The sequence below is a fragment of the Arthrobacter sp. Cr_A7 genome (genome assembly GCF_029222765.1).
Taxonomy (GTDB): Bacteria; Actinomycetota; Actinomycetes; order Actinomycetales; family Micrococcaceae; genus Arthrobacter.
This window is the reverse complement of the sequence record NZ_JARHXQ010000030.1, coordinates 1-15,562: the sequence shown is the minus strand read 5'-3', so window position 1 is coordinate 15,562 and position 15,562 is coordinate 1. Positions and strand designations below refer to the sequence as shown.

Sequence of the window (15,562 nt, the reverse complement as noted above, 5' to 3'; positions counted from 1 at the left end):
ACGGCGCGCGCGGGTGCCGGTAACGCCGTCGTAACGGCCTGTCTGATCAGCTGTCCCCACAAAATACATGCCCGCGGGGGAGGGACCCAGGTTTCCGGAAGAGGGGCACGCGCAATGGGCAATCCAGGAGACGACGGCAGGCTGCCCATCATCTACGTCCGCGGCTTCGCCGGAAACGGCAGCGCCATCAACAGTGCGGTGGATGACCCGTTCTACGGTTTCAGCCAGGGATCGGTCCATGTCCGTTCGGACAGCCGCGGCCGGGCGCAGTTCCACCAGTTCGAATCGCCCATGCTGCGCCTCATCACGGACCACAAGTACGAGGTCCCCGTGCATGGGGACCAATGGGCTTTCCTGGAGGGCGTGGCAACCGCCACGGTCAATCCTGCCTCCATCTGGATCTACCGCTTCTACGACAACTCCGCCGACACCTTTGCGGAGGAACCGGACAGCTTTTCGTTTGAAACAGCCGCACGTGACCTGTTCAAGCTCATCAAGCTGGTCCTTGACAGGACGGGGGCTCCGAAGGTCTTCCTGGTGGCGCACTCGATGGGCGGGCTGATCTGCCGCTCCCTGCTGCAGCGCGTGATCCCGGAAGACTCAGCCGACGCGGACGGAAACGTCGATCCTGCCGCCGGAACCAGGTACGTGGCCAGGGTCTTCACCTACGCCACACCGCACGGCGGAATCAGCTTCGCCATCGGATTCGGCCTCCTGGAGCGCATCCGGGACGCAACAGGAATCCACGGTGCCGACATCTTCGGCCCAGACCGCATGTATGACTACCTCACTCCTGCAGCCCGGCGGTCCGACCTGACGCGCGACGGCTTCAAGGGAACGGAGATTCCGGCGGGCAGTTTCCCTGTTGATGAGCTCTTCTGCCTCGTGGGCTCGAATCCGGAAGACTATGACGTTGCGCTGGGGTTGTCCTCCAAGGCTGTGGGTGCACGCAGCGACGGATTGGTCCAGATCGACAACGCCGCGGTACGTGGCGCTCCGCTCGCCATTGTCCACCGGGCCCACAGCGGCCGGTACGGGATCGTCAACTCCGAAGAGGGGTACCAGAACCTTCAGCGCTTCCTCTTCGGGGACCTGAAAGTCCAGATTGAGCTTGTGGGCTTCACTGTCGGAAGGAGCGCCCCGGACGAAGTGGAATTCCAGCTGGATGTTGCCTTGGCCATCCGCGGGCTGCCCGTCCTGGTCCATGAACAGACTGCCGCCCACTTTTGCCCCATCCAGATTGAGCGCTGGAAAGAAGGTAACCCCATCGATTCGCCGCAACCCCTCCTCACCACGTTCCTCTCCTCCCACGCTCCCCGGCCCCTGGTGGGCGGAAAGGCGGTGCCCAGGCTCCGGCACGCACTGCGGCTGCGGCTGTTGTCCATGGTCGAAAAGCAAGGCCGCTTCTTCTTCGACGACCACATGGAACAGACGGAAGACTGGCAGGACACGCTGGTGGTGGACATCCAGCCGCCGTCCCCCGGACAACCGCTGCCAAGGGGCTGGGCCGCCTGGAACAGCACCATCCCCACAGCGTTGCGGGACTGGGACCCGGAGGACAAGGACCGGCTGGTGGACCAGGACAAAACGGCCAACAGGTGGCGCGGCCGGATCGATGTTCCGGACCTGATGAAGCCCCTGCTCGGAGACAACGCCGGCTTGCAGATCACCGTGACGCCGCGGGTGCTGCCGGTGTAGCAGCGGTCCACGGAGTAGCCGTAACGGCGACGTAACGCGCGGCTGCCTAGACTCGCTGCCTACCAGTCCAGTACGCCGGTTGAGCCAGTCGGAAGAAGACAATGATGTCCCAGTTGCAGGGGTTTCACTACCACGCCGGGCGGGAAGGCGCGCAGGCGCGCTCCGCCGAGTCGTTCAGGAGCGAGCCACCGGCCGGGGCACCGGACGCGCCTGCGCTTGCCTTCACCAGCAACGAAGCCGCCGCCCGGTACTACCTCGACCAACTGTTCCAGCAGGACGGCCGTCCTGCCATAAGATCCCTGGTGGAGCCGGAACTGCCGGAGCGTGTTCCGGGGTTCGTGGTGGACAGTGAACGGGAAGTGCCCGCGTTGGGAACCCGCACCCTGCGCTTTTCGCAGACCTACCGGGACATCCCCATCTTCGGGGCAAGTGCCCTGGTGGAGCTCACCGCATCCCGGGAACTGGTGAGCGTGAACGGACAACTGGGTGAAGCTCCGGAGGCCAGCCCTGTCGAGTCCCTGAGCCGGCCCGAGGCACTCGAACGGGTGGCGGTCTTCACCGGTGCGGAGCTTCCTGCCGACGCCGGCGTTGGCGCGCGGCTGAACTTCTACAAGAAGGACGACGGCGGGTCGTGGCACCTCGCGTGGTTTTTCACCGAGCTTCCCGCAGAGCCGCCTGGCGCAGGTGACCCTGGAACTGCCCCCGATGAAGGACTGCTGGGCCACGGCCTGGGACGGCGGCCGGTTCCGCCCAGCTACAACTACCTGGTGGACGCCCACAACGGCGAGATCCTGTTCTGCTACAGCGCTGCCCCGACTGCACTGGCGGTTCCCGCCCGCTGCAAGGGCATCGACGAGGACGAAGAGGAGCAGACGTTTTTCGGTGAACTGGTTGCTCCGGACGGCACCACGTGCCGGCTCAACGACCCCCGCCGCATGGTCCGCACGTACGACCTGAAGTTCGCTGACATCGACAACAACCCGCGCGATCCCGACTTTCCCGTAGAGGCGGCCAGCAGCGACTACGGGACGACCAACCGGGCGGCAGTTTCGGCCCACGCCAACGCGTCCCGCGTGTTGGACTTCTACAACGTGGTGCTGCAACGGAACGGCATCGATGACCAGGGGATGGACCTCATCTCGCTGGTCAACGTCACGGCATCGAGCATGCAGGCTCCGCCCGTCCTCCTGAACGCCTTCTGGTTCAGGCACCGGATGTGGTACGGCCAGATCCAGAAGAACGGCCGCCTGGTCAGCCTCTCGCGCTTCCTGGATGTCATCGCCCATGAACTCACGCATGGCGTCATCGAAACTACGTCGAACCTGGTCTATGCAACGCAGTCGGGTGCGCTGAACGAATCCTTCGCTGACATTGCCGGTGTCATCATCAAGAACTGGTACGAAGCGCCGGACCGGGCGGACGTTTCCACGTGGGACTGGGAAATCGGCCCCGGACTGCGGCCGGACGGGCGGCCGCTTCGGAACTTCGCCGACCCCTCACGCACCGGCCACCCCAAGCACATGGACAACTTCCGGCACCTGCGGCCCGGTGAACTGCCCAGCGGAGCCAACGACCAGGGGTGGGTCCACTTCAACAGCAACATCCACAACAAGGCCGTCCACAACCTGCTGACGATGGAAAACAACGGAGTTCGAGTGTTCACCGTCGAGGATGTCGCGGTGCTGACGCACTTGGGAATGGCACGGCTGACACCCCTCGCGACGTTCCCGGAAGCCCTTCAGGCGCTGGTTGACGTCGGGCAGACCTACTTCGGCGGCGATGCGCAGAAGCAGGAGAAGGTGGACTCCATCCGAACGGCGTACCAGCTGGTCGGAATCGCCTGAGGCAATCCGCCGCTAATGTTGGCCTTTGTCGATCACGAGTTTGTCCGGGGCCCACGATTGGATCCGACGGAGGAGCGGACCGCTGTCACCCGCGGCGACAGTCATTTGGGCCTGCCCGTTTCCGAGGTCTTCCCAGCGCCCCGGCGTGGCTTGGCCACGGTCGTCCGGGCTGCTGCCGTGCCAGATGCAGGTGCCGTCCGCCCGTACCTCGATGGCGTCCCGCCAACGGGCGGGACGCAAAGGGTAATCGCGCGGACGGAACACCATGGCGGAGGACGTATCCTCCTCGTGCGAGTGCAGCCAGACTCCCGTAACTTCCGGCGGGATTCCACTCACGGCTCTGCCCGTCCTGGCGCTGTGGTCATCGTCCCATCATCCACCAGTTGAGGCCGTAGCGGCACTGTTCAGCGCCCCGCGGATGCCATCCAGAATCGACTGGATCCGTTCGTTGTCCTTGCGGAGCCGTTCGATTTCCTGCCGCAGCTGCAGCACGTCGCCGTCCTCCTGCTTCTGTTCCGGGCCGGACTGCGCCGGGGCTGCCGTTGCCGCCGCGCCAGGCAGGGCGAAGGCTGGAGTGGCGAGGAACGAAGCCCGTGCCCCTTCAAGGCACGCGTCCATGCGCCGGGACTGGCCTTTCGTGAACATAAACATGGCGGCGTCGTCCGTGTAGTCCATGTAGTTCATGAACATGCTGCCGTCCGGCCCATTGTTGCAGCTGAGCTGCGGAAACGTCGGACTGTTGAAGGTGGCGTCCGCCTGGTTCGGCGTGTCGTCGACGAAGTCGGTTCCACTGCACGAACCGCGGTCATCGCCCCAGATGTGCCGCAGATCCAGCCAGTGCCCGATCTCGTGCGTTGCGGTCCGGCCAAGGTCGAAGGGGGCCTGCGCCGTCCCGCCCTTGCCAAAGCAGAAGCTTGCGATGACAACGCCGTCGGTGGTGGGTGGGCCCCCGGGGAACTGTGCATAACCAAGAATCGTCCGCCCGATGGTGTCCTTGAGGTCGTTGCACACCCAGACGTTGAGATACTCGTCGCTGGGCCAACCGTCTGCCCCGCCAGTGTTGCTGGACTTCACGTCGTCGAATTCGGTGGTGAAGAACTGCATGGTTGTCGGCGTCCGGGTGATTCCGTCGGTCGGGTTGCCGTCCGGGTCCTGCGACGCGAGCCGGAATTCTATGTTGCAGTCCGCCACCCTGTCCGCCCACACCGCCGGAACGCCCGCGACGTCAGGGTTGCCGGCGCGGAAGTCCTCGTTAAGGACGTCCACCTGGCTCTGGATCTGGGCTTCGCTGATGTTCTGGGCAGGGTCAGCAGGATTGTGCACCACATGGACCACGATCGGGATGACGAGGACGCCGTGCCGTCCAACGCGGCGGGTCTGTTCCTCGTAGGCCAGCGCCCGGTTGTCGATCAGGGCGCGGCGTTCCTGGTAAGTGACGCTCTGGTTCAGCAGCCGCCGGTGTACTTCCATGGTGCCGCACAGTTCACGGCTCCTCGGCTCCGTAGCGTTCAATTGGTTTGTCTCAAACATCGTTTCTTCTCCTTCACGTGATGGGTCCGGCACTACATGTCCAAGCCGAGGGCCTGCGTAACGAAGGTGGCGTTCATCCGCAGAATCTCCATGGCGAGGCTGATGTCGAGTGTCTCGAGCGTGTCCCGCTCGGTGTGGACCCGGTCGTTGGCCGAGTCGGTGCCCTCGATGGTCAGGACGGCCGGGATCCCGAGATCGATAAAGGGCACGTGGTCGCTGTTGAAAGGGTTAAGGCTGGTCTGGACGGCCAGGGACGTGTGTTCCCGGGCGATGCCGGCCAACGCGTCCATGACCGGCTGCGACACCGGTGCACCTTCGAGCAGCACGGCGGGAAGGCTGGAGTTCAGGCAGGCAATCATGTCCATGTTGAGCACGGCGCTGATGCGGGTGCGCTCGGCCCCATCGAGTCCGGCCACGTAGTGGCGGCTTCCGAACAGTCCCTGCTCTTCGCCGCCGAACAGGATGAGCCGGAGGTCATGCCTTCCTGTATGGCCGGCGAGGGCCCGCGCGATGGCGAGCACGCCAGCTGTGCCCGACGCATTGTCGTCCGCACCGGGTGCCGCTGCCGCCATGCCTTGGGTGTTGACGGAATCCAGGTGGGCGGTGACGAGCACTGCCTTCCGGTCCCCGCCGTCGCCGGTGCGGTCCGCGATGAGGTTGCGGCTTGTCCCGCCGGGCACGGGCACGGTCTGGACAGACGTGGCAAACCCCAGATCCTGCAGACGGTCCTTTGCCCACTCAAGTGCACCGAGGAACTCTGCGCTTCTGGAGTGCCTGGTCCGCAGGAAAGCCAGCCTGTCGACGTCGTCCGTGAACGACTCCCGCGACAGCGCAGCGGCCGCCGTGCCCGTGTCATCAGCGGGAACGGCCCCGGGCCGGGCCGGCAGTTCATCGAACACTACTGTGCCGGCCGTAAGCGGCCGGACCGAGTAGCAGGACGCGTGCGGGCCTCCCGGCGGGGCACCGGGATCGGCGTGGACCACCAGGTAGCGTCCCTTGTCCACGATGATCCGGGCGTCGGGGTGGTCCTCCTGGAAAGAGCGGCCGATCTGGGTGACGACGTGCAGCCGCTCCTCCGGAACGAACAGGCGGCCATCACCAGGCACATCGCCGTGCCCGCTGCGCTCTCCTGCCGCGGCGGGTGACCGCACCACCAGCACATCACCGAGCCTCGTCCAGGTACCCCCGGTTGCTGCAACGCGGTCCATGACCGCGCTCCGCGTTGCCGGCGAAACATGCAGCACGGTCGTCTCCACCGGTTCCCCATTCCCAAGGAACGCCTGCACCAGCGGAACGAGTTCAGCCAACGTTTCCAACCCGCCGTCCGGCTGCCCGGGACCCCGCACGTGAACTGCCACCAGTCCGAGCAGGCCGGCGGCGCGAACGTGGTCGCTGTTCTCGGTAACGAAGAATATGTCCTTGAATTCAAGGGCCGGACTGATCTTCGATGCTGCCGTCCGGAAGACTGCCTCGTCCGGCTTGAATACGCCCACCTCCGTGGAAAGCGTGACCCGCTCTGCGACGGGCTCGAAGAACGCCCGGATGCCGAGGTCATCAAGCAGGCTGTAGTACTGCTGCTGGATGGTGCCGACGTCCGATGGCTGGTGAGGCATGTGGAAGTCTGACACGAGGCCCAGGAGCGGCGCGGCTTGCCCGTCCCTGCGCAGGGAAGCGATGGCCTCCAGCGTCTCGAGTGCCCCGGGCCGCAGGACACCCGCGCTTTCGAGCGTGTCCCCAAGATCGAACAGGACGAGTTTCACAGCGCGGCGTTCCATCTCCGGCCCATCACCACTGGATGTCCGCCAGGCCACCCAGCGGTTCCCGCTCGCCGGCGGCCCGCAGCGACGTACGGGCGTCCGCGTCCTGCATCGCGTCGGCGAAGCGCAGCCCGGTACGTTCTTCGAGTTCCTCCGTGCTGACCTGGAAGGCCCGGAACTCGTCCAGGTCGAGGGCTTCGAAGGGGTTCAGGTTCTGGGTCAGCAGGAAGGCCCTGCTCTTGAACTCGCCGCTTGCCACATAGGCGAGGATCTTCCAGTATTCCCGCGGCAGCCTGACGCCCCGGTACTCGCGGTCATTGTCCTGGAAGATGGGTCCCCCAAACGCGGTCACCTTCAAGTCCTGGACGTCTGCATCGGCGAAGACTGCGTCCTCCAGCCGCCCCCAGACCCCGTCCTTGCTGCTCTGGTTGAAGTCGTCCATCTGCGGGGCGATGTTGGTGAAAAAGAACGAGTCCTTGTTTGCGCTCCTGGCCTCCGTCTCTGAACCCCACACAAGATCCGCACGGCGGGCGAGGTGCCCGCGGTCCAGGCGGTTGCCGCTGTACAGTTCATCGCCGTTCTGGAACTGGGCCGGAATGCGGGAGTCCTTGACGAATGGGATGCCGTTCCGGCTCACCTTCCTGATGCTACCGCCGTCTATATTCCACGCTACCCACCGCGCAAACCCCCGCGACTTGCTGAGGGCGAGGGAGAAGTGCGTGTAGGGAATCGCGGCGGAGCCGTCGAGCTGGACGGCGTCGTCCGACAACGCGGCATCAAGAGCGGGCGGTTCCAGCTCGTTTCCGAGGAACCCGGACGAGTAGCCGCTGGTGCCAAGTTTTTGATTCTGGACCATGGCCGCAACCTAGTACCGGCGGCGTTATCCGTGCGTTACGGCGCCCGTCGGTGTACCGGCCGGGGCCCGCTTGGCCAACCTACCGGTGCAACTGTGCCAGTGATTCCGCCAGCGGTATGCGCAGTGCGGGACCGTGGCCGGGCAGGATGACCGAAGCGTTGACGCCGGCCAGGCGGCGGGTTGCAGCCACGGCCGCTGCCGGGTCCGCGTGGTACATGGGGTGGAGCATCTGGGGGCCGGTGGTCCGGCTGAGTGGGTGGCCGCCAACGAATGAGTCCCCGACGGCGATCGCGCCTGCACGGGGTAACAGGACTGAGGCGTTGCCGGGGGTGTGGCCCGGCAGCAGGATTGCTTCCGGGGAGCCTGGCAGGCTTCGCAGCCCCGCCGGGTTCCACGCGAGTGCTTGCGTTGCCGGCTTCGCTTTCAGGGCCCCAGCTTGAATGACGTGCAGCAACCAGCGGAAGACGCGCGGGCGCCAGGCCCGGACCAGTACCTGGCCGAACGTGACCTGGTGCTTCTCCTTCCCCTGGACGTGGGGCAGCTCCTCGGGGGCGCACAGGATGGGTGTCCCGAACGACGTGGAGAAAAACGCCGCGGAGCCGGTATGGTCCACGTGGCCGTGGGTGATCAGCATGGCCTTGGCGTCGGCCGGCTCCAGACCCAGATAACGGATGGATTCAAGGACCAGCGGCCGGTCGGCGGGATAACCGCTGTCGATGAGGATAAAGCCGGCCGGGTCACGGACCACAACCCAATTGGCAGCGGGGCCTTCGACGAAATACACGCCGGGTGCCTGCTCTGAAACGTGGTCCGCCGGCTCCCAGCGGGGTGAATGCTGCACAGGTTCCAGACTATCTGCCGCCCCAGCCGGTCCCTCACACCAGTGGTCACGGCACCCGCAGCCCGCTCAGCGGCTCCGACGTTGAATTCACCATCAGCACGGCGGGTGCCTGGCCCTCCACATAGGAGATGGCCGACACCGAACCGGGGCTGATGACGATCCGCTGGAAGAGGTCCAGGTGCGTCCCCATCGCATGGGCCACCGCGGCCTTGATGGGGTCGGCGTGGGAGAAGCATACGACGACGCCTCCGGGGTGTGCGGAGCGCAGCACCTCGAGTGCGGCGACCATCCGTGCCTGCATCTCCGTGAAGCTCTCCCCGCCGGGGAAACGGAAGGTCGAGGGACTGTGCTGGACGGCCTGCCACTGCGGCAAACCAGTCAGGTCGGCGAGCGCGGCCCCGGTCCACTCACCAAAGTCGCATTCGATGAGGCCTGCGTCCTCGTGCACAGCGAGCCCGGCGCTGACTGCAGAGGGCTCCGCGGTCTGGCAGGTGCGCTCCAAAGGCGAGCTGTGGATGGCGTCAACCGGGAGCCCGGCGAGGCGCTCCGCCACCCGTTCCGCCTGCGCCCGGCCCCGCTCGGACAGGTAAAGTCCAGGGGTGCGTCCCGGCAACACCCGGCCGGTGGTGGGCGTCTCCCCGTGGCGCACCAGGAGGAGAAGAGTGCCTTCAGCAGTCATCAGCCCAAGCGTAGATTCCCGGTGGCCGGAGGGCTACCGTAGTGGGGTGACTGACCGTCCAGATATCTTCACCGTTGGCGAACTGCGTGCCGCCGGCCACGTCCATAAAGACCTAAGGCGCGAAATCCGGGACAACCTTCTCGCCGCGCTGGCCACAGGCCGGGATCCGTGGCCCGGGATGTACGGGTTCGGCCGCACCGTCCTTCCCCAGCTGGAGCGGGCCCTGATCGCCGGCCACGACGTTGTCCTGCTCGGTGAGCGCGGCCAGGGCAAGACCCGCCTGCTCCGCACCCTCGCCGGGCTGCTGGACGAGTGGTCACCGGTGGTCGAGGACTCGGAGCTGAACGAACACCCGTACCAGCCCATCACCGAGCAGTCCCGGGCCCGGGCCCTCACCGAAGGGGACCGGCTGCGGGTGGCATGGCGCCACCGTTCGGAGCGTTACGTCGAAAAGCTTGCGACGCCGGACACCTCGGTGGCCGACCTCATCGGCGACGTCGACCCGATGCGCGTGGCCGAGGGCCGCCGCCTCGGCGACCCGGAGACCATCCATTATGGCCTGATTCCGCGCTCCAACCGCGGAATCATCGCCATCAATGAGCTGCCCGACCTTGCCGAGCGGATCCAGGTGGCCATGCTCAACGTGATGGAGGAGCGGGATATCCAGATCCGCGGCTATGTCCTCCGGCTGCCGCTGGACGTGCTGGTGGTGGCGTCCGCCAACCCTGAGGACTACACCAACCGCGGCCGGATCATCACACCCCTGAAGGACCGCTTCGGCGCCGAAATCCGCACCCATTACCCCATCGAGCTCGATGACGAGGTAGCCGTGATCCGGCAGGAGGGCCGGCTCCTGGCCGACGTCCCGCCCGTGATCCTTGAGATCCTGGCCCGCTACACGCGAGCGCTGCGGCAGTCCCCGGCCATCAACCAGACCTCCGGAGTGTCCGCACGGTTCGCCATCGCCGGCGCCGAGACCGTTGCCGCGGCGGCCCTGCGGCGGGCAAGCGTGCGCGGCGAGGACCAGGCTGTTGCCCGGATCATCGACCTCGCGCCCGCGGCCGAGGTCCTCACCGGGAAGATCGAGTTTGAATCGGGTGAGGAAGGGCGTGAGCAGGGTGTCCTTGACCACCTCCTGCGAACGGCCACTGCCGAAGCCGCGCGTGCGCATTTCCAGGGCATCGACCTGGGACCCCTCGTGGCCGCGCTGGATGGCCACACGACCGTGACCACCGGTGAGCACGTCACCGCCCGGGAGTTCCTGCAGAACCTCCCGTCCCTGAACGGTTCAGGCCTCTATGACGAAATCAGTGCACGCCTGGGTGCGGAAAACGACGGGCAGCGTGCCGCCGCCGTCGAACTTGCGTTGGAAGGCCTCTACCTTGCCCGGCGGATCTCCAAGGAGTCCGACGACGAGGCGACGGTCTACGGCTAGGTACAGGAGACAGCATGGCGGCTTACAACCGGTCCGCCAGGTACGGCCGGTACGCCGGAGGGCCGGATCCCCTCGCCCCGCCGGTGGACCTTGCGGAGGCGCTGGACGCCGTCGCCGAGGATGTCATGGCGGGATACTCGCCCCGGCACGCCCTGCAGGAGTTCCTGCGGCGGGGCGGCCGGAACCGGGAAGGGCTGGACGACCTCGCCCGGCGCGTCCGGGAGCGCCGCAGTGAACTGCTGGGACGGCACCGGCTGGACGGCACCCTCAATGAGGTTCAGAAACTGCTGGAGACGGCTGTGCTGGAGGAACGCAAGCAGCTTGCCCGCGACGCCATGATGGACAACGCCGACCGTGCGTTCCGGGAGATGCAGCTGCAGAACCTTCCCGCCTCCACCGCGGCGGCGGTCAACGAACTCGCCTCCTACGACTGGCAGTCGAGCGCCGCACGGGAAGCGTACGAGAAGATCAAGGACCTGCTGGGCCGGGAGGTCCTGGACCAGCGCTTCGCCGGCATGAAGCAGGCACTCGAGAACGCCACCGAGGAGGACCGGGCCGCCGTGGCGGAGATGCTGCGGGACCTCAACGAGCTGCTGGACAAACACCGGCGCGGCGAAGACACCGACGCCGACTTCCGGGACTTCATGGCCAGGCACGGAGAATACTTTCCGGAGAATCCGCGGTCCGTCGAAGAGCTGATCGACGCGCTCGCCAAACGCGCCGCGGCGGCTCAGCGACTCCTGCAGTCCATGTCCGCGGAGCAGCGGGAGGAGCTCATGCGGCTCTCCGCCCAGGCCTTCGGCTCGCCCGAACTCATGGCCCAGCTCGATCAGCTTGACTCAAGCTTGCGGTCCCTGCGGCCCCGGGAGGATTGGACCGGCTCGGAACGCTTCGAGGGCCAGGAGGGGCTCGGGCTGGGTGACGGTACCGGTGTGCTGCAGGACATTGCCGAGCTGGACGAGCTGGGCGAACAGCTGTCCCAGTCTTACAACGGGTCACGCCTGGACGATCTTGACCTCGATGCCCTCGCCCGACAGCTGGGGCAGGACGCCGCCGTCACCGCCCGCACCCTTGCCGGGATCGAACGGGCCATGCAGGACGGGGGCTACCTGCGGCGCGGCGCCGACGGTGACCTGCGGCTGTCCCCGCAGGCCATGCGGCGGCTCGGGAAGTCACTTCTGCAGGACACGGCCAGGCAGCTCTCCGGCCGGCAGGGGCGCCGGGAAACCCGGACGGCGGGCGCCGCCGGCGAACAGACCGGCTCCAGCCGCCAATGGGAGTTCGGGGACGCCGAGCCGTGGGACGTCACACGGACCATGACCAACGCCATCCGCCGCACCGTGGCAGACGGCGGTGATCCCGGCCGCGGCTTCCGCCTTGGGGTGGGCGACATCGAGGTGACGGAAACGGAGGCGCGCACACAGGCCGCCGTCGTCCTTTTGGTCGACGTCTCCTTCTCGATGGCGGCTGAGGGCCGCTGGGTACCAATGAAACGCACCGCGCTCGCCTTGCACCACCTGGTCTCGACCCGGTTCCGTGGCGACCGGCTGCAGCTTGTCACGTTCGGCCGCTATGCGCAGTCAATGGACATCGGCGAACTCACGGCACTGCCCGCCCTGCGGGAGCAGGGCACCAACCTGCATCACGGCCTGCTGCTGGCCGGCCGGTTCTTCCGCCGGCATCCGTCCATGCAGCCCGTCCTCCTGGTGGTGACCGACGGCGAACCCACCGCGCACCTGCTGGCTGACGGTGAGTCATGGTTCTGCTGGCCACCGGATCCGGAGACCATCCGCGTCACGGTTGCCGAACTTGACCGCCTTGCGCGTGCCGGCACGCAGGCCACGTTCTTCCGCCTCGGTTCGGACCCAAGCCTTGAGCGTTTCGTGCAGCGCCTGGCACGCCGCATCGACGGCAGGGTGTCCGCGCCTGAGGTGGGGGACCTTGGCGCTGCCGTGGTGGGGGAGTACCTCCGCGCACACTTCCGCCGCCCCTACGACACTGACGACTGGATGTGACAGACGCCGGAGGCAGACGATTGGACGCGGCGGCACTGGAGTGACCGGAACATTCAGTCGTTGGACACGGCACCGTCCCGATGCGGAGTGTCCAGTCCCGCCTGCGCCACCAGTTCGGTCAGCCACGGCCGGTGTTCACGATGGAAACGGATGCCCTCCGGCAGCCCTTCCACCGAGGGTTCCGCACCGCTGATGTTGATGGTCATGCGGCCGCCGGCCATAGGCGCGTTGCTGATATGCAGGTCCCCGAACGACTCCGGCAGAGCCGGGTCCATCCAGAAGCCGCCCCGTGACACGTGGGCGTCGTACCGCATCAGGCTGGTAATCAGCATGATCGGGGTGGTGGCCGCCCACGCCTGCGGCGAACAGGCAGTGGGATACGGCACCGGTTCGGCCACCTGTTCCCGGCTGAAACCGCAAAAGAGTTCAGGAAGCCGGCCATTGGAGTAATCGGCCGCTTCCAGCAGCGCCGTAGCGATCCGCTGTGCCTCCTCCACGTAGCCGTAGCGCATCAGGCCCGCTGCGATGATCGCGTTGTCATGGGGCCACACCGAACCGTTGTGGTAGCTGGCGGGGTTGTAGGCGCCCATATCGGTGGCCAGGGTGCGCACACCCCAGCCGCTGAACATCTCGGGCGACATCAGCCGTTCGGCCACCAGCGGGACTTTGTCGTCGTCCACGATGCCGTGCCACAGGCATTGCCCCATATTCGACGCGCACGCGTCCACCGGCCTCTTCCTGCCGTCCAGGGCGACGGCGAACCAGCCCCGCTCGGGCAGCCAGAACTTTTCGTTGAACCTCTTCTTCAGCCGGGCCGCCTCTTCGGTGAGCCGCGCGGCCATCGGTGCGTCCCCGCCGTCGTACGCCATCCAAGCACGGGACAGCAACGCGCTGTACACCAAAGCCTGCACCTCGCACAGCGCAATCGGCGGCTCGGCCAGCGTTCCGTCGGCGAAATTGACGCCGTCCCAGGAGTCCTTCCAGCCCTGGTTCAGGAGGCCCTGATCGTTGAGCCGGGAGTACTCCACGAAGCCGTCACCGTCCTTGTCACCATAGTCCCGGACCCAGTCCAGCGCCCTGTCCGCATGGGGAATCAGGGCAGCAATGATGTCCTTGGCAAACCCCCAGCGGCTGACCGACCCCAGCGTCATAACGAACTGGGGCGTGGCGTCGACGCTGCCGTAGTACACGGACTTGCCGCCCAGCGCCAGCCCGCTGGAGACGCCCAGCCGGACCTCGTGCAGGATCTTCCCGGGTTCCTCCTCGCTCATCGGGTCCACCACCTTACCCTGGCGGTCAGCCAGCGTCTGCAACGTGCCCAGGGCCAGGGAGGGGTCCACGGGGAGGGCCATTTCCGACGCCCACAGGGAGTCCCGCCCGAAGAGCGTCATGAACCACGGGGCACCCGCCGCCACCACGATCCGCTCCGGATGGGCGGGATCCTCGATCCGCAGCGCACCCAGGTCGTCATAGCTGCGCCGCAGGGTCCGTTCAATGGAGCGGTTGCCCATGTGCAGCCTGGGGATCTTCGCCACCCACTCCCGCCGCCGGCGGTCGCTCGGAGATTCCTGGAGTCCAGCTTGATGGACGGGCGGGGCGGCAGGAGCCCCGGTGCCGGCACCGGCAGGCGTCGCGCTCAGCCGGGTGCTCCACTGCCCCCGCGGCGGGACAAGCGTCTGATAGGTGAGTGCATCCGGGGTGGCCACGGCGCCGCTGCCTTTGATGACCACCCGCTTCAGGACGTCGTGCCAGACGGCCTCGATGGTGAGCGACTCGCCGTCGGAGCGCCGGGATTCCTCCCAGTGCCGCTGGACCCGTGCCTCCTTCACTTCGAAAAGATCCGCGAAATCCGCTTCAACGCTGACGGAAACACTGCATTCGGCCGGCTCGGACGAGTAGTTCCGGATGGTGATCTCCTCGAAGAGCCCGGCGGCCACTTCGCGCAGGCGCTCCACGATCAGCGGGCTGTCCGCATATCCGTCGGAGCGGGGAACGCGGCCAATGAACAAGGCGCGGTACGGTTCCTTTGTTTCCGCCGTCAGCGGTTCCAGGGGCTGGCCGTTCACCGCCAGGTTCCAGCGGGACACAATGCGCGTGTCCTCGTGGAACACCCCGTGCGGATGTTCCGGGTGCATGTCCCCATTGGCCAGCGAAATGCAGAAGGACGAGCCTTCCACGAGGGTGTTGGTTCCGGCTCCCACAGGTCCGGCAGCTGTGTCAGCGTTCCATCCGGCCACGTCCGCTCCTTCAAGGTTCGAGGGCGGAGACGGCTCCCGGCAATCCGGCTCGAACGACCCGTGGCGCCGCCCGCGGAATCGACGCTACGCCTAACGCCGCCGTGATAAAAGGTGTGTCTCCCGCCGGTCCTGCCGCCCGGCACCGGCGCCCTTGATCGCAGGAGCCATGCGGGAATAGCATTGCCCGCACACCGACGTCGATCAGAGCGGGGGCGGCCATGGATGAGCCGGCAGCAGCGGGGTCCGGCGGAAGCCTGATGGTTGACCTGATCATCTCCCTGGACGGATACGCCTCCGCCGAGGGCTGGCCGGGCTGGTGGGGGCTGGAGGGGCCGGAGTACCTGGCCTGGCTCGACCAGGAGGCGGAAAAGAACTACACCTTCCTGATGGGGGCGAACACCTACCGGCTCATGTCCGGCATGTCGGCGGCCGCCTCCGCGGACGGCTCGGGATTCCCGGACAATGAGGGCGCCAGCCTGACCGGACTTGCTGCCGTGCCCAAGGTCATTTTCTCCTCCACCCTGCAGGAACCCCTGGACTGGCACAACTCGAAGCTGGTCAGGGGTGACGCCGTGGAGGCCGTGTCGGAGATGAAACGGAGCGGCGAGCGCCCGATGAGCACCCTGGGCAGCCTCAGCCTCTGCCGCTCGTTGCTGGCCGCGGGCCTCGT

12 protein-coding genes are annotated in these 15,562 nt (G+C 66.6%); 5 read left to right on the top strand and 7 right to left on the bottom strand.

The genetic code is table 11. The features are described 5' to 3' along the window. Positions 1 to 114: 114 nt before the first annotated feature. Positions 115 to 1,698: a hypothetical protein gene (locus P2Q66_RS01540; protein ID WP_275725015.1), complete on the top strand. Its 1,584-nt coding sequence runs from the start codon at positions 115 to 117 to the stop codon at positions 1,696 to 1,698. A 101-nt stretch (positions 1,699 to 1,799) separates the two neighbouring features. Continuing rightward, entirely contained in the window at positions 1,800 to 3,542 is a 1,743-nt protein-coding gene (locus tag P2Q66_RS01535; RefSeq protein ID WP_275725013.1) for a M4 family metallopeptidase, read from the top strand. Positions 3,543 to 3,554: 12 nt separating this feature from the next. Here the strand turns inward: P2Q66_RS01535 and P2Q66_RS01530 are convergent, their stop codons facing one another. From P2Q66_RS01530 to P2Q66_RS01505, 6 genes are all read right to left on the bottom strand, one after another. Next, positions 3,555 to 3,878 carry a hypothetical protein gene (locus tag P2Q66_RS01530; protein WP_275725012.1) on the bottom strand — a complete coding sequence of 108 codons (324 nt, stop codon included), beginning with the start codon at positions 3,876 to 3,878 and terminating at the stop codon, positions 3,555 to 3,557. 36 nt (positions 3,879 to 3,914) lie between these two features. After that, a complete protein-coding gene (locus tag P2Q66_RS01525) occupies positions 3,915 to 5,072 on the bottom strand; it encodes a zinc metalloprotease (RefSeq protein ID WP_275725011.1) in 1,158 nt (385 codons plus the stop codon). A gap of 32 nt (positions 5,073 to 5,104) precedes the next feature. Further along, a complete protein-coding gene (locus P2Q66_RS01520) occupies positions 5,105 to 6,832 on the bottom strand; it encodes a M20/M25/M40 family metallo-hydrolase (protein WP_275725010.1) in 1,728 nt (575 codons plus the stop codon). Positions 6,833 to 6,857: 25 nt separating this feature from the next. After that, positions 6,858 to 7,685 (bottom strand): DNA/RNA non-specific endonuclease, encoded by an 828-nt coding sequence (locus tag P2Q66_RS01515; protein ID WP_275725008.1) that lies wholly within the window; start codon positions 7,683 to 7,685, stop codon positions 6,858 to 6,860. A gap of 79 nt (positions 7,686 to 7,764) precedes the next feature. After that, positions 7,765 to 8,526: an MBL fold metallo-hydrolase gene (locus tag P2Q66_RS01510; RefSeq protein ID WP_258868383.1), complete on the bottom strand. Its 762-nt coding sequence runs from the start codon at positions 8,524 to 8,526 to the stop codon at positions 7,765 to 7,767. 46 nt (positions 8,527 to 8,572) lie between these two features. After that, on the bottom strand, positions 8,573 to 9,205 hold the full coding sequence (locus P2Q66_RS01505) for an MSMEG_4193 family putative phosphomutase (protein ID WP_275725006.1): 633 nt from the start codon (positions 9,203 to 9,205) through the stop codon (positions 8,573 to 8,575). Positions 9,206 to 9,251: 46 nt separating this feature from the next. Here P2Q66_RS01505 and P2Q66_RS01500 point away from each other — a divergent pair, with 46 nt between their 5' ends. Beyond that, entirely contained in the window at positions 9,252 to 10,640 is a 1,389-nt protein-coding gene (locus tag P2Q66_RS01500) for a sigma 54-interacting transcriptional regulator (RefSeq protein WP_275725005.1), read from the top strand. Positions 10,641 to 10,654: 14 nt separating this feature from the next. Next, positions 10,655 to 12,655: a VWA domain-containing protein gene (locus tag P2Q66_RS01495; protein WP_275725004.1), complete on the top strand. Its 2,001-nt coding sequence runs from the start codon at positions 10,655 to 10,657 to the stop codon at positions 12,653 to 12,655. Between the two features lie 53 nt (positions 12,656 to 12,708). Here the strand turns inward: P2Q66_RS01495 and P2Q66_RS01490 are convergent, their stop codons facing one another. Continuing rightward, positions 12,709 to 14,892 carry a glycogen debranching N-terminal domain-containing protein gene (locus P2Q66_RS01490; RefSeq protein WP_275725003.1) on the bottom strand — a complete coding sequence of 728 codons (2,184 nt, stop codon included), beginning with the start codon at positions 14,890 to 14,892 and terminating at the stop codon, positions 12,709 to 12,711. A 218-nt stretch (positions 14,893 to 15,110) separates the two neighbouring features. Here P2Q66_RS01490 and P2Q66_RS01485 point away from each other — a divergent pair. After that, positions 15,111 to 15,562 (top strand): dihydrofolate reductase family protein (locus P2Q66_RS01485; protein ID WP_275725002.1); only part of this gene is annotated, 452 nt, incomplete at its 3' end.

Excerpts from the sequence above, each read along its gene's own strand:
- P2Q66_RS01525 (WP_275725011.1), bottom strand. The coding sequence starts at position 5,072 with ATGTTTGAGACAAACCAATTGAACGCTACGGAGCCGAGGAGCCGTGAA.
- P2Q66_RS01505 (WP_275725006.1), bottom strand. The coding sequence starts at position 9,205 with ATGACTGCTGAAGGCACTCTTCTCCTCCTGGTGCGCCACGGGGAGACG.
- P2Q66_RS01535 (WP_275725013.1), top strand. The coding sequence starts at position 1,800 with ATGATGTCCCAGTTGCAGGGGTTTCACTACCACGCCGGGCGGGAAGGC.
- P2Q66_RS01540 (WP_275725015.1), top strand. The coding sequence starts at position 115 with ATGGGCAATCCAGGAGACGACGGCAGGCTGCCCATCATCTACGTCCGC.
- P2Q66_RS01515 (WP_275725008.1), bottom strand. The coding sequence starts at position 7,685 with ATGGTCCAGAATCAAAAACTTGGCACCAGCGGCTACTCGTCCGGGTTC.
- P2Q66_RS01495 (WP_275725004.1), top strand. The coding sequence starts at position 10,655 with ATGGCGGCTTACAACCGGTCCGCCAGGTACGGCCGGTACGCCGGAGGG.